The organism is Pigmentiphaga sp. MLSB6-MA01, assembly GCF_058793475.1.
On the sequence record NZ_JBXAFV010000001.1, the window covers coordinates 69,193 to 82,973 of the forward strand.

At 69.4% G+C, this 13,781-nt stretch carries 13 protein-coding genes; 3 read left to right on the forward strand and 10 right to left on the reverse strand.

Features of this window, described 5'->3' with window-relative positions:
• Window positions 1–46 precede the first annotated feature (46 nt).
• Window positions 47–556 (forward strand): MarR family winged helix-turn-helix transcriptional regulator, encoded by a 510-nt coding sequence (locus AC1Q6E_RS00390; RefSeq protein WP_152793495.1) that lies wholly within the window; start codon window positions 47–49, stop codon window positions 554–556.
• On the opposite strand, the gene AC1Q6E_RS00395 is transcribed toward AC1Q6E_RS00390, so the two are convergent.
• The 5 genes from AC1Q6E_RS00395 to AC1Q6E_RS00415 are packed head-to-tail and all read right to left on the reverse strand — an operon-like array spanning window position 529 to window position 4,933.
• Entirely contained in the window at window positions 529–1,779 is a 1,251-nt protein-coding gene (locus AC1Q6E_RS00395; RefSeq protein ID WP_296554867.1) for a LysR family transcriptional regulator, read from the reverse strand. The genes AC1Q6E_RS00390 and AC1Q6E_RS00395 overlap by 28 nt on opposite strands.
• Window positions 1,780–1,801: 22 nt before the next feature.
• Window positions 1,802–2,719, reverse strand: coding sequence for an MBL fold metallo-hydrolase (locus tag AC1Q6E_RS00400; RefSeq protein ID WP_152793497.1), 918 nt, complete (start codon window positions 2,717–2,719; stop codon window positions 1,802–1,804).
• A 25-nt stretch (window positions 2,720–2,744) separates the two neighbouring features.
• Entirely contained in the window at window positions 2,745–3,710 is a 966-nt protein-coding gene (locus tag AC1Q6E_RS00405) for a Bug family tripartite tricarboxylate transporter substrate binding protein (protein ID WP_492572021.1), read from the reverse strand.
• 11 nt (window positions 3,711–3,721) lie between these two features.
• Window positions 3,722–4,387, reverse strand: coding sequence for a cysteine hydrolase family protein (locus tag AC1Q6E_RS00410; RefSeq protein ID WP_492572022.1), 666 nt, complete (start codon window positions 4,385–4,387; stop codon window positions 3,722–3,724).
• Between the two features lie 12 nt (window positions 4,388–4,399).
• Entirely contained in the window at window positions 4,400–4,933 is a 534-nt protein-coding gene (locus AC1Q6E_RS00415) for a 3-hydroxyanthranilate 3,4-dioxygenase (protein ID WP_152793500.1), read from the reverse strand.
• Between the two features lie 239 nt (window positions 4,934–5,172).
• On the opposite strand from AC1Q6E_RS00415, the gene AC1Q6E_RS00420 reads away from it, so the two are divergent.
• Window positions 5,173–6,168, forward strand: coding sequence for a Bug family tripartite tricarboxylate transporter substrate binding protein (locus tag AC1Q6E_RS00420; protein ID WP_296554833.1), 996 nt, complete (start codon window positions 5,173–5,175; stop codon window positions 6,166–6,168).
• Between the two features lie 10 nt (window positions 6,169–6,178).
• Here AC1Q6E_RS00420 and AC1Q6E_RS00425 read toward each other — a convergent pair whose 3' ends face one another.
• The 4 genes from AC1Q6E_RS00425 to AC1Q6E_RS00440 are packed head-to-tail and all read right to left on the reverse strand — an operon-like array spanning window position 6,179 to window position 11,839.
• Window positions 6,179–7,726 carry a gamma-glutamyltransferase family protein gene (locus AC1Q6E_RS00425; RefSeq protein WP_492572186.1) on the reverse strand — a complete coding sequence of 516 codons (1,548 nt, stop codon included), beginning with the start codon at window positions 7,724–7,726 and terminating at the stop codon, window positions 6,179–6,181.
• A 29-nt stretch (window positions 7,727–7,755) separates the two neighbouring features.
• Window positions 7,756–9,204 carry an amidase gene (locus AC1Q6E_RS00430; protein ID WP_492572023.1) on the reverse strand — a complete coding sequence of 483 codons (1,449 nt, stop codon included), beginning with the start codon at window positions 9,202–9,204 and terminating at the stop codon, window positions 7,756–7,758.
• Window positions 9,204–10,871: an amidohydrolase gene (locus AC1Q6E_RS00435; RefSeq protein ID WP_152793502.1), complete on the reverse strand. Its 1,668-nt coding sequence runs from the start codon at window positions 10,869–10,871 to the stop codon at window positions 9,204–9,206. Before AC1Q6E_RS00435 ends, AC1Q6E_RS00430 begins: the two co-directional genes overlap by 1 nt.
• Window positions 10,868–11,839: a Bug family tripartite tricarboxylate transporter substrate binding protein gene (locus tag AC1Q6E_RS00440; protein WP_492572024.1), complete on the reverse strand. Its 972-nt coding sequence runs from the start codon at window positions 11,837–11,839 to the stop codon at window positions 10,868–10,870. The genes AC1Q6E_RS00435 and AC1Q6E_RS00440 overlap by 4 nt, the downstream gene beginning before the upstream one ends.
• A 243-nt stretch (window positions 11,840–12,082) precedes the next feature.
• Between AC1Q6E_RS00440 and AC1Q6E_RS00445 the strand changes: the two genes are divergently transcribed.
• A complete protein-coding gene (locus AC1Q6E_RS00445; RefSeq protein ID WP_152793504.1) occupies window positions 12,083–13,063 on the forward strand; it encodes a Bug family tripartite tricarboxylate transporter substrate binding protein in 981 nt (326 codons plus the stop codon).
• Window positions 13,064–13,071: 8 nt separating this feature from the next.
• Here AC1Q6E_RS00445 and AC1Q6E_RS00450 read toward each other — a convergent pair whose 3' ends face one another.
• Window positions 13,072–13,779: an isochorismatase family protein gene (locus AC1Q6E_RS00450; protein WP_492572025.1), complete on the reverse strand. Its 708-nt coding sequence runs from the start codon at window positions 13,777–13,779 to the stop codon at window positions 13,072–13,074.
• Window positions 13,780–13,781 lie beyond the last annotated feature (2 nt).

The following is a 13,781-nucleotide window of genomic DNA, read 5'->3' on the forward strand; positions in this document are numbered from 1 at the left end:
CACCGGCTTTCACCGGTGCCGGTACACCTGCGAAGCACCCCCAACGATGATCCACGACGAAGCGGACCCCAACGACCACGACACTTCCTCGCCTCCCTTCGATCCCGCCGAACAGGTGCTCTGGTCGCGCTCGGGATACCTGGTCCGCCGGCTGAACCAGATCCACTATGCGATGTTCTTCGAAGAATGCAGCCATGAGATCACCCCGGTCCAGTACGGCATCCTGACCGCGCTGTCCCTGCAACCCGGCAGCGACCAGAAGACGATCGGCCACGAGCTCGGCCTGGACCGCACCACCACCGCCGACGTCGTCAAGCGGCTCGAACGCAAAGGCTACCTGACCCGCCGCGTCGACCCCGAGGACCGCCGCTCGCGGCAGTCCTTCATCACCGAGGAAGGACTGCGCGTCATGGGCCAGTTGCAGGCGGGCATGACGCGGGCCCAGCAACGGTTGATTTCGCCGCTCAGCAAGAAGGACCAGGATACGTTCATGCGCCTGCTCTCCAAGCTGGTGCAGGCCAACAACCACTACGGCCGCGCCGCCGCCGATCTCTGATCCTGCCCGCGGCGGTGTTCATCGCGGCACACCTGGCGGATCGCCTCGATCAGCAACTGCGCGCCCGGCGACGAATGCTCCTGCGTGCGGCGCAGGATGCCCATGGACCGCTCGGTGCCCGCCAGCGCGACGGGCAGCTCGACCAGGATGCCCGCCCGCAGCTCGTGGGGAAACAACTGGCGCGAGGCCGCCGACAGCATGTCGGTCTCCAGCAGCAGCCCCCGGATCAGGGAAATATCCGACGATTCCACCGCCACCTGCGGTTCCGGCAAGCCATGCTGCGCCAGGCAGGCGCCTAGCGCCTCGCGGGTGGGCGTCCCCTGCCGGGGCAGCACCCACGCGGCTTCCATCAGGTCGGCCAGGTCCAGCTCGGCCGCCCCGGCCAGCGGATGATCGCGTCGCGCCAGCACCACCATCGGCTCGCGCATCAACTGTTCGACCACCAGCGCGCTTTCGAGCGGCTCGACCGGCAAGGCCCCCACCAGGAAGTCCACGTCGCCCAGCCTCAGCCCCGCCACCAGCGTATCCATGGGCGCCTCCAGTGTGCGCACCTGCAATCGCGGATGCTGCGCCAGCACGCGCCCGATCGCCACCGGCAGCACGTAGGGGCGGCTGAACGGCAGCGCGCCCACCACCACCTGCCCCTCGATCACGCCCTTCAATGCCGAGATCTCGGTGCCGGCCAGGCGCAGCTGCGCCAGCGCCCGCTTCACATGCGCCAGCAGCAGTTCGCCGCTGTCGTTCAGCGCGACGCCGGCATGCGCGCGGTCGAACAGGGGCACGCCGACGCTGGCCTCGAGGTCGTACAGCGCCATGCTGGCGGCCGGCTGCGAGACGCCCACGGCGGCAGCGGCGGTGCTGATGTGCTTGCGTTCGGTGAAAGCGAACAGCAGCTCCAGGCGCCGCTCGTGCACGGCCAGGGAAAAGAACGGCGCGGTGCGCAGCCGCGGCGCCGACTCCGGATAGCGCGCGCACAAGGCATCGCACGCCTGCTGGAGTTCCGTGAACGCCAGCTCGGTCCGCCGGTGCAACGCCTGGCCGAAATCTGTCAGCAACCACTGGCGCGCGCTGCGCTCGAACAGGGCGACGCCGAACCGGTTCTCCAGTTCCTGCACCGAACGCGACACCGCCGACTGGGCGCGGCGCAGTTCCTCGCTCGCGCGGGCCAGGTTGCCGTGACGCACGACGGTCAGGAAGGGGCGCAGGTGCTTGGTGTGGAGCATGCTCACGAGCCCGGCCCCCCGCTCAGGCCGCGCGCCAGCGCGGCCGGTACCCCTGGCCCGCGCCCTCGATGCGGCAACAGAATGGCGCGGCGAAATGGGTAGGCAGCAGCAGGTCGCCGGAGGCCGCCGCCGCGTCCAGGACCCGGCGGCGGGTAGCCAGGGCCAGGGCCGGATCGTCATCGAACACCGAGCACAACTCTGGATAGGGCAACTGGACCGGATGATGGATCACATCTCCGCTGAACAGGGCGCGCTCGCCCGCCGCCCGCAGGCGGATCACCGCGTTGCCCGCGGTATGCCCGGGCGCGGGCTCGACCGTCAGCCTGTCATCCACGACATGGCCATCGTCGATCAGCACCGCCTGGCCGGCCTCGACCACCGGAAGCACGCTGTCGGCGAACACGAAACGCTGCGATTCGCGCGGCACGTGGTCGGCCCGGCGCTCGTCCCAGCGGTCGAACTCTTGCCGCTTGAACAAATAGCGGGCATTGCGGAAAGTCGGCACCCAGCGGCCGTCCACCCGCCGCGTATGCCAGCCCACATGGTCGGCATGGAAATGGGTGCACATCACGAAATCGATCTCGTCCGGATGGGCCCCGGCGGCGGCCAGGCGCTCCAGCCAGGGCTCGTTGCGCATGTGGAAACGCGGGTCGGACGGACGATGCTTGCCGTTGCCGATGCAGCAATCGATCAGTATCTTGTGCCGGGGCGTGGTGACCAGCCAGCTATGGATGCTGGTGCGCAGGCGGTCCGTGGCGGGATCGTAGAAATGCGGCACGAGCCAGGACGCATGGGACAGCCACATGTCCGGACGGCAGGCCGGGAACATACCGGTGCTGCTCAGGCCCGGCCCCTGGTAGTCCTCGATGCGCGCGATCGAGACATCTCCCAGGCGAAAAGACAGGGATGGCAGGATGGCGGAAGCCGGGGTCGCGTTCATGGCGGCATTATCGCAACAAGGCGCGTCACGGATCGATACGCACGCCGGCTTCCCGGATTACCCGCCCCCACCGCGCCGCGTCCTCGACGATGAATCGCTTGAAATCCCGGCCACTGGTCGTGTCCACGGTGTAACCCTGGCCGACCATGAAAGCGCGCAACTCCGGACTGCGCATCGCGCCGATGGCCGCGCCACGGATGCGATCGAGCGCGGCGGCCGGCGTACCCGATGGCGCGAACAGGCCTTGCCAGCTCACGAAACCGTCGAGCTGGGCCAGGCCCCGCTCGGCGAAGGTCGGCACGTCCGGCAGCATCGGATGCCGCCGCGCCCCGGTAATGCCCAGCCCCTGGATCCTGCCGCTTTGCAGATAGGGCAGATAGAACGGCACATCGCTGATGGCCGTATCGATCTGTCCACCCAGAAGCGATTGCAGCGCATCGATGCTGCCCCGGTAGGGAACGTGCAGGAAATGGATCCCGGCGGTACGCGTCAACAGTTCGCCTGTCAGGTGCATGGACGTCCCCTTGCCCGGCGTGCCGTAGCTCGGCCCGGGCTCCTGGCGCCCCAGCCGCAGCAGGTCGTCCAGGCTTCCGATCGGCCCGCCCTTGCGGGCGACCAGCAGCAGCGGCGAAGTGACCAGCATGGTCACCGGTTCCAGTTCGCGCTGGGGATCCAGCGGCAAGCTCTGGTAGAGGCTCGGGCTGATGGAAAGGATACCCGTGAAGCCAAGCAGCAGCGTATGCCCGTCGGGCTTGGATCGGGCGACGGCGGCGGCGCCGATCAGGCCGCCGCTGCCGGTCCGGTTCTCGACGATGACCGCCTGCCCCAGCGTGCCGGCCATGCGCTCGGCCAGCTTGCGGGCCAGCGCATCCGTCCCGCCCCCGGCGGGAACGGGGACGATGATGCGCACTGGGCGCTGGGAAGACTCCTGCGCCGCCAGGGGACCGACGGCGGCCAGGGCGGCCACACAGCAAAGGAACAGGCGACGCATGGAAAGACTCCTCAGAGCACCGGCGAAACGCCGGCGCGAACGTGCTGGTCGAACAATTGCAGCAGGTCGGCGCAGGTCGTGACTTCGCCGAAGTTGACCTTGACGGTCGACAGCGTGCCTTCGTGTCCCGTCTGGTTGCCGCTGCCCACGCAGTCCTCGGCCACGACGATGTGATAGCCCAGGAAGAAGCCATGGCGCAAGGTGGAGTCGACGCAGACATTGGTGGCCACGCCCGTCATCACCAGCGTCTTGATTCCTCGTGCCTGCAATTGCGCGTGCAGGCCGGTCTCGTGGAAACCGCTGAACGTGTGTTTGTCGACGACCACGTCGCCTTCATGCGGCTGGATGCGGAAAAAATCGGCGCCCCACGTTCCTTCCATGCAGCAGCCCTCGTCGTCCCGCATGGCGACGTGGGCATCCGCCAGGTACTTGAAATCGTAGACCGAGCGCAGCCAGGCCACGGTCGCCCCGGAACGCCTGGCCACGGCGGCCAGTTGGCCGATGCGGTCCGCGATCACGGCGTTCTCGTCCACCCGGATGGGATTGCGTCCGCTCTCGGCCCGGGTGCGCTGCAGGTAGCCGCCCTGGGCGCAGAAGTCGTTCTGCATGTCGACGATCAGCAGGGCCGTATGGTTCGGCTGCGCCTTCTCGGCCAGCGTGCGTAGGATGTTGCTCATGAACGCACCTGCTCAGCAATCGGGCATGATGGTGCCGCACTTCTTGCAGGTGCGGAATTCGAGCGAGCCCCAGAAGTTGTCGTAGGCTCGCGAAACGGGATCGGTGCCGTAGTCGCTGACGATGAAAGTCTCCTCGTGCAGCAGGTTGTCGCACGACGGGCAGAACCAATGGAAGCGATCCACTTCGCCGGGCCGGCGCTTGCGCTCGACCACCAGCTGGAACGCATCGGGCGGAAACCTGGGCGAATGCGGCACCATGGGCGGCTGGTAGAGGCAATGCCCCTCGGGGACCACCGCCACCTTTTCCACGCCCTCGGGCGTGCGGTAGTGCAGGTGCAGGTCGCCCTTCAGGGAATACTGCATTTCATGGCTGGGATTGAGGTGGAATTCGCTGCGGTATTCACGGCCGCGGGCGATGAAGCAGAGGCAATCGTCCTCCTGCCATAGCGGGTAGGTTCGCCGCGCTTCGGTGTGCCGCAAATGCTCCATGATTTCCTGCAGATCGATCTGCGGCATGTGGAGCTGCAGGCTGGGAAACAATTTCATCGTGGTGTCCTCGGAGAGTCCCCCTATTCTCGGCGCCCGGGCGGCCCCTTGCCAGCCGCGAATGCTTCTTTGACGCCCTAAAAAGCTTATGGCGCGCCGCGGGATGCGGTGGGCGGGGCGACATAAGGAGATTGCGGGCCGGCAGAACCATTTTGCGACGCGCCGGGCCGCCAGCCGCCCGAGAATGCCCTATTGCTGGCGCGTACCCGGTGCCGGCCTGTCCCTCAAGGAGCTCCAGGATGAAACGTTTGCGCAGCACCGTCCCCTGCCTGCTGGCCGTGGCCGCCCTGTCCCTGATCGCGGCGGCGCCGCAGGCCCGCGCGAATGAGCCGTCGAACTGGCCCGACCGGCTGATCAAGCTGGTCGTGCCGTTCCCGGCGGGCAGCGTGACCGACCGGATCGGCCGCGTGCTGGCCCAGCGGCTGGAGACGAACCTGAAGCAGCCGGTCGTCGTCGAAAACCGTCCCGGCGCCGGGGCCACCATAGGCAGCGACTACGTCGCCAAGTCCCGGCCCGATGGCTACACCGTCCTGCTGGGCGCCAACGCCTCGCATGCGGTGAATGTCGCCTTCATGAAGCTGCCCTACGATCCGGTCTCCAGTTTCGAGCCCATCAGTCTGGTCGCGGCGGTTCCCAGCGTGCTGATGGTGAACCCCGGCGTGGCTGCCCGCAACGTGAACGAGCTGCTGGCCCTGGCCAAGGCCAGTCCCGGCAAGCTCACCTACACCTCGGCCGGCATCGGCACCACCGGCCACCTGGGCATGGAAATGCTGGCGTCGATGGCGGGTGTCCAGTTGCTGCACGTACCGGCCAAAGGCCCCGCCCAGGCCTTGCAGGATGTGATGGCCGGCCACGTGGACATGCTGATCGAAAGCATCGCGCTGTCGGCGCCGGTGGTCAAGGACGGACGGCTGCGCGGCCTGGCCATCACCGCGCAGCAGCGCTCGCCGGCCCTGCCGGAGCTTCCCACCCTGTCGGAGGCCGGCCTGCCGGGCTACGAACTTCTGCTGTGGTTCGCCCTGTATGCGCCGGCCGGAACGCCGCAGGACATCGTGGCCAAGCTGCACGCGGAGACGGCCCGCATCTTCGCCGATCCGGCCGTCCGTGACCCGCTGGTGCGCGACGGCGTGACGGTGGTCGCGGGTACGCCCAGGGAACTGGCCGATTTCCAGCGCTCGGAAATCGACAAGTTCGGCACGCTCATCCGGAAGCTGAACCTGGATCTCAAGCAATAGCGCCGGGCCGTCAGAATCCGGCGGCCAATCCATCCCGGCGCGGCTCGGATGCGCCGAGGTAGCCGGCGCCGGTCCGCAACACCAGTTGCGCCCCGCCAAAATCCAGGTGCTCGTGCGTCGCGCGCCGCTGCACGGGATGGCCGCGGTCGGCCAGCGCCTGGGCCACGGCGGGATCGAAAGCGGCTTCCAGCCGCAATTGCCCGCTGTCGTCGATCCGCCATCGCGGCATGTCCAGCGCCGCCTGCGGATTGAGCCCCAGGTCGGCCAGGGCGCAGATGATCTGGAGTTGCCCCTGGGGCTGCATGTTGGCCCCCACCACGCCCAGCGCGGCCAGCGGCCGGCCGGCCCGGCTCAGCATGGCCGGGATGATGGTGTGGAATGGCTTCTTGCCGCCCGCCACCGCATTGGGATGACGCGGGTCGAGGACGAAACCCGACCCCCGGTTGTTCAGGCTCACCCCGGTTCCCGGCACCACGACCCCCGACCCGAAACCCTGGAAATTGGACTGGATCAGCGAAACCATGCGGCCATCGCGATCGGCTGCGGCAAGATACACCGTGCCGCCGCCAGGCAGGGGTCTTGCGCCGTACCCGGCGGCCCGCCCGGGCGACAGCTCCCGGGCGCGGCGCGCCAGGTAGCCCGGCTCCAGCAGCCAGCCGGCGGGGCAGTCCATGCAGGCCGGATCCGCCACGTGGGCGTACACGTCGGCGAATGCCATCTTCATCGCTTCGATCTGCAGATGCGCGCGCTGGTCCGGCGCGGTGGCCGGCCCCATCTCGAAATGCCGCAGGATCCCGAGCGCGATGAGCACCGCCATGCCCTGGGACGCGGGCGGCAGTTCGTGGACGCGGACGTCGCGATAGTCCATGTGCAAGGGCTCGACCCATTGCGCCCGATGCGCGGCGAGGTCCTCCGCCGTCATCGCGCCGCCCTGCTCGCGGGCGTGCGCGGCCAGACGCCCGGCGGTTTCGCCCCGGTAGAAATCCTCGCCGTCGCTGTCCGCGATGCGGGCCAGCGTGGCGCCCAGTTCGGGCAGCCGGACCCGCTCACCCGGCAACGGCGCCCGGCCGCCCGGCAGGAAGGCCTCGGCAAAACCCGGCTGGCCGCGCAGCCTGGCAACCTGGGACGCCCACAGGCGCGCCACGTTGGGCGACACCGCGTAGCCTTCCCGCGCATAGCGTATGGCGGGCGCCATCAAGACGCGCAGCGGCAGCGCCGCGCCGTGGCGGGCAAGCTCGACCCATGCCGACACGCCCCCCGGGACCGTCACGCTATCCCAGCCCTCGGCAGGCATGCGCGCGCGGCCGGCGAACCGCGCCGCCGACCATGCCCGGGGCGAACGGCCGCAGCCGACAAGACCGCGCAGGGCGGCGCCATCCCATAACGCGACCTGCGTATCGCCGCCCAGGCCGTTCATGACCGGCTCGACCACGGTCAGGACGGCGGCGGCGGCGATGGCCGCATCGACGGCATTCCCGCCACGCGCCATCATGGCCAGGCCCGCCTGGGCCGCCAGCGGCTGCGAGGTGGCGACGACGTGGTCGGCCAGCACCGGCATGCGCTGCGAGGGAAAGGGAAAATCCCAGTTCACTTCATCCCCGGCGGCGGCTCGAACCCGCGAAAGCCCGCCTCGAGCCAGCGCGCCAGCGCGATGCAGGTCAGGTCGCCATGGCGCGGCCCCACGATCTGCACCCCCGTCGGCAATCCCTCCGGGCTGCGCCCCGCTGGCGCGACGGTCGCGGGCAGATAAGCGATACCGGCCAGGCCCGCCCAGAAGACCTGCTCGATGGACGGCCGCGGGCGGCCATTGACCGGCACCAGCCTCAAGTGCCTGGGCGGGACCCGATCATGCCTGAAGGCGATCGTCGAGGCGGGTGGACACAACAGCACGTCCCACCGCGAAAAAAAATCATCCCAGGCCTGCTGCATGGCATGGCGCCGCGCGTGCGCGCCCAGCCATTCCCGATGGGTGGCCGCGATGGCGCGCGCGTACGCCGCCTCGTGGCTGTCGTCGTCGAGGGCCGCGGCCTCCCGCCGGCGCCGCTGGCGCTCGTATTCGCCATCCGGCAGCCTGGCGCTCTGGGCGCCCCGTATCAACAGCGTCGCGTCGCGCGCGACGCCGGCGAAGTCGATGGCGGGACGGGCATCGAACGACACTTCCGCGCCCTCCCCCGCCAGGAACCGGGCCACGCCTTCGATCGCGTCGCGCACCGGCGCATCGACCTCGGCCTGCGGGGCATCGAGCAGGACGGCGACCCGGAAATCGGCGATGCGGGCGCGCGGACAGGGGGGCAGCCGCAGCGACCAGCCGCGCGCCTCGGCGCCCTCGGCACCCGCGGTCAGCCGCAGGCCCAGTTCGAGATCGGCCGTCCCCCTCCCCATCGGCCCGCATACCGAGACATCCGTGGCCGGACCGGGGCCCAGGCCATGCCCCGACACCGGGACGATGCCCCAGGTCGGCTTGTGGCTGTAGACCCCGCAGAAGTGCGCCGGTACCCGCAGCGACCCGCCGATGTCGCTGCCGAACTCGAATCCCGTCAGCCCGGCCGCGAGCGCCGCCGCCGATCCCCCCGACGAGCCGCCCGGGGTCCGGGCCGGATCCCAGGGATTGGTCGTCACGCCGTACAGTTCGTTCGCGCATTGCCAGTCGGCCAGCATCAGCGGCACATTGGTCTTGCCGAAGACGATGGCGCCCGCGGACTGCAGCCGCCGGACCGCCTCCGCCGCCCTGCGGGCGACGTTGCCGCGCAGGGCGGGCGCCCCCCAGGTCGTCGGCAGTCCCGCCACGTCGAAGGACTCCTTGACGGTCATCGGCACCCCGTGCAGCGGCCCCGTGGCTCCACCCCGCGCCAACTCGCGATCGGCCTCGTCCGCGGCGGCGCGCGCACCCGCCACGTCCATGGCCACGACGGCGTTCAACGCCGGGTTGTAGCGGTCGATCCGGTCCAGGTAGTACTCCAGCAACTCCCGGCTGCCCGCGCGCCGCGCGCGCAGTTGCCGCGCCAATTGCACCGCCGTGGCGAAGGCTTGCTCCATCAACGCTCCCCGTGCACCCAGCGCCCGCCCACCATCGCGGCCGCGCACGACAGTTCCCGCAGCGCGTCGCCCTCGACCGCCAGCGGGTCGCCAGACAATACCGCGATGTCCGCATGATGGCCGGGCACGAGTTGCCCCTTCTCGCCTTCCTCGAAGGTCAGCCATGCCCCGGCCCGGGTCACGAGCCGGAGCGCGACATCATTGCTCACCATGCCGCCCCGCCCCATGACCTGGCCCGTGGTCCGCTCGCGGCGCGTGGTCATCGCCCACATGCAGAACAGGGGATCGTAGGGCACGGAGTCCGTGCCGGCCGCGACGGGCACGCCCAATTCCGACAACTGCCGCGCCGGCGAAAGATAATCGAGCGCTTGCGGATCGACGCGCAGAAACGGCCGCCCGTGCTTCCACAGATACTGCGCGGGGATCAGCGTGGTGGCCACGCCCAGCCTGCGCAACGCGGCCAGGTCCCCGGGCGAGGACCGGCTGATGTGCTCCAGCACCCAGCGCCGCTCGCCGATGGGATAGCGCCGCGCCAGTCGCTCCATCACGGGCACGATGCGATCGAGCTTGTCCGAGACCACGGTGTGCACCCGCAGATCGTACTGGCCGGCAAGCTCGCACAGGGACTCGAACTCTTCGGTCGAATTGACCTGCTGCACGTAGCCCGACCACCCCATGTAATCCAGCTCCCGATGCTGGATCGCGCGCACGCACGGATCGCCGCCATGGGCGATGAAAACGCCGGACACCCTGAACATGGCGTCGCCCATGCCCCGCCCCCGGAGCAGCGGCGACCAGTCCCGCATCGCGGCCGCCGCCTCGCCCGCGTCGCGCCAGCGCGGGCTGGCCGTCATGGCGGTGCGCATCGTCAGGTCGCCGCGCTCCCACATCTCCCGGTAGGCGGCGATCACTTCCGGCGCGCTGCCGTGTCCCTCATAGATGCTGGTGATGCCCGCGCGGTGATAGAGATCCATCGCGCGGGCGATGCCGGCGCGCCGCTGCGCGTAGGTAAAGCGCGGCACCGCCGGCAGCAGGTCGGGCTCCAGCACGTTGACGAACCCCAGCTCCGCGAATATGCCGAGCGGTTCGCCGTGGGCGTCCTTCTCGATCACCGTATTGGGCGAGGCCGGCGCGCTGTCCCGGGTGATGCCGTTCAGCCGCAGCCCGAGGGAATTCATCGCCGCGTATCCCGGCGGCTGGCCCCAGTAGCCGCCGGGGGCGGGTATGTAGACCGGATGGTCGGGCGCCACTCGGTCCAGCTCGTGCCGGTTCGGCAGGCGCCCTTCGCGCAGGGTGGCCGGGGCCTCGAAGTAGTAGGGCGGATCTCCCACCGGAAGCGTGACGATCCATTCCCCTTTCGGCGTGCGGGCGGCCAACGCCCCGATGCGCGCCAGCACGTCCTCGATGCCGCGCGCGCCTTCGAGCGAGGGCCGCAGTTGCCGGGTCCCGATGGAGTCCATGTGCGCATGGGCGTCGTTGAACCCGGGAATCAGCGTGGCGCCGGGAAAATCCCGCACCTGCGTGGCGGGGCCGCGCAGCTCGAGCATGGCCTGGCGGCTGCCGGTCGCCACCACGCGGCCACCGGCGATGGCCACCGCCTCGGCACGCGTGCCGGCATCGTCCAGCGTCAGGACCTGCCCCAGCAGGATGTGGTCCGCCCGCGTCATTTTTCCCCCACCTTCTTCATCACGCCATCCCAATAACCCAGATCCCGGGCGACGATGCGGCCGAATTCGTCGGGACCGATGGCCGTCGGCGTCAGCGCCATGTCGGTCAGGCGCTTCGAGACGTCCGGCGACTTCAGGATTTCCCCGGTCTGCCGCGCGATCTTGTCGACGACGGCCCGCGGGGTACCCGCGGGCGCGAACATCCCGAACCATCCGACCACCCCCAACTGGGGGTAGCCCACCTCCTCGAAGCCGGGCACCCCGGGCAACAGCGGCGAACGCGGCCCCGCCACCGCCAGCGGGCGCAGCTTGCCCGCCTCGATCAGCGGCCCGGCGGTGGCGATCGTGGCGAAACCCGAGGACACGTGTCCCGCCACGATATCCCCCACCAGGGCCGCGTCGCCCTTGAACGCCACGTGGGCCATGTCGAGACCGGCCGCCTCGTTGAACACGGCTCCCAACAGGTGCAATGTCTGGTTGACTCCGCCCGAGCCGAAGGAATGCTTGCCCGGTTCGCGCTTGACCAGTGCCACGTACTCGGCCAGTGTGTTGGCGGGCAGGCGGGGATTGATGCAGAACACCACCGGCGCCAGCGTCATGTGCATCACCGGCGAAAAATCGCGGATGGGATCATAGGGAGGCGTCCCGGCCACGGTAGAAACCGCCCCTTGCACCAGGGCGGAATTGGTGACCAGCAGCGTGTAGCCGTCGGGCGCCGCCTCCTTCACGTGGCGGGCGCCGATCAGCCCTCCCGCGCCCGCCCGGTTCTCGACGATGACGGGCTTCCCCCAGGCCGTGGCCAGATGGGTTCCCACGATACGCGCCAAGGCGTCCATCGACCCGCCGGGCGGAAACGGCACCACCAGCGTGGTACTGCGCTGCGGGAACCCGGCCGGCTCCTGTGCCGGCGCGTTTATCGCGACGCATGCAAGCACCACGGCAACGATACGTATCAGGCAGGCAGGCATGGCGATCTCCCGGATGGCGGCCACCCACCGTGGCGCCGGACCCATTATGGAATCGCGCGCCCCGCCCCATGATGCAAAAGCCTGACTCGCCCGCCGAATCTGCTTATGTGTCGCCGCCCCGGCACTCAAAATGCTTCTACCGCGTCCGAAAGCGCTTATGGGCATGCCACGCCGGGGCGGGGCAATGGCACAGTCCCAGCCGAGCACCACCGACAGACGGCTCGACTTTCCGGAACCAGGATCATGAAAACACCCATCATTTCCGCCGCGCTCGCAACCGCCGCCCTGGCCCTGGGCGGCACGGCCCCGCTGCACGCCCAGGACTACCCCGCCCGGCCCGTGCGGGTCGTCTCGACCTTTCCCGTAGGCAGCGGACCCGACGTCGCGCTGCGGCTGGTGGCCGACCGGCTGTCGCAGAAATGGGGGCAGCCCGTCATGGTCGAAAACAAACCGGGTGGCAACGGTTTCATCGCCATCGACGCCGCCCGGCGCAGCCCCGCCGACGGCCACACCCTGCTGCAGATGGACAACGCGCAGACCAGCGCCCATCCCTATCTGTTCAAGAAGCTGCCCTACGACCTGATGCGCGATTTCGAGCCCATCACGCCCATGCTGCGCAACTACTTCTTCGTGGTCGTGCCGGTGGACAGCCCGTTCCGCAATACCGGCGACCTGCTCCAGGCGGCGCGCGCCAGGCCGGGCTCGGTCACCTACGGCTCCTGGTTCGTCGGCAGCCCCGGGCACATCGGCGGCGCCATGCTGGAACAGGGCGCGGGCGTGGAAATGATGCACGTCCCGTACAAGGACATGGGACAGCTCTATGCCGCGGTGGCCAACAAGGAATTGACCTGGGCCTTCGGCAGCGGCGGCAGCGCCGGTCCGCTGCAACGCGCCGGCAAGGTGCGCTACCTGGCCGTCTCCGCGCCCCGCCGCCTGGCGGGGTTCCCGGAAGTGCCCACCATTTCGGAGTCCGGCGGACCAGCCGGCTTCGACCTCGCGGGCTCGGTCGCGCTGCTGGCGCCCAAGGGCACGCCCGCGGCGGTCGCCGACAAGATCCAGCGCGACGTGGCTCAGGTGCTGCGCGAACCGGACATCCTCAAGCGCTATGACGCGATGTTCTACGAACCCTATGTGCTCGACCGCGCCGGGTACGTCAAGGAACTGGCCGACGAGACCCGGCGCTTCGGGCAGGTGCTCGAGCGGCTGAACATCGCGCTGGATTGAAACGCCGGTCAGGCCGGCGCGCCGAAGTGCCCCACGATCTCCGCCGTATCCAGCACATCGGCATACTTCGCATGCATGTCCAGCAGACTCATCGCGTGGCTGGACTGCAAGCGGTCGAAACAGGCATCGGCGGCAACGGCGATGCGGTAGTTGGCGCTGAAGCCGTCCACCACGGTGGCGCGCACGCAGCCCGAAGTGCTGCCGCCCGCCACGACCAGCGAATCCGCGCCCAGCAACGTCAGATAGGACTGCAGCGGCGTCGAGAAAAACGCCGACGGCTTCTGCTTGCCGATGACGAGGTCGCCAGGCCGGGGCGCGATGTCGTGGACGATCTCGTCATGGTGCCGGCCGGACGGCGGCGGCGCTTCCTGGGGCCTCGACCGGGCATGCTTCCATAGCCACGACCCCATGTCCCATTTGTCGTCCCGATACGCGCCCCGCGTGTAGATGACGGGCCGCTGCTGCGCGCGGAAAGCGTCCAGCAACGCGCGGATGCGGTCGATGGCATCCCAGCTCGCCTCGCCGCAGGAGTTGGGCCAACGGCGGACAGAGTCGGCGATGGGCTCGCGCCGGTCGCCGCAGAATCCATAGGTGGCGTCCACGATCACCAGGGCCGGCCGCGCGCCGAATCCCATGCGGGCGCCGTAGCCGGACAGCTCGATGATCTCGCGGTCGCGAGGCGTCAGGTACGAGTACAGCGATTCGATCGTGGCCATGT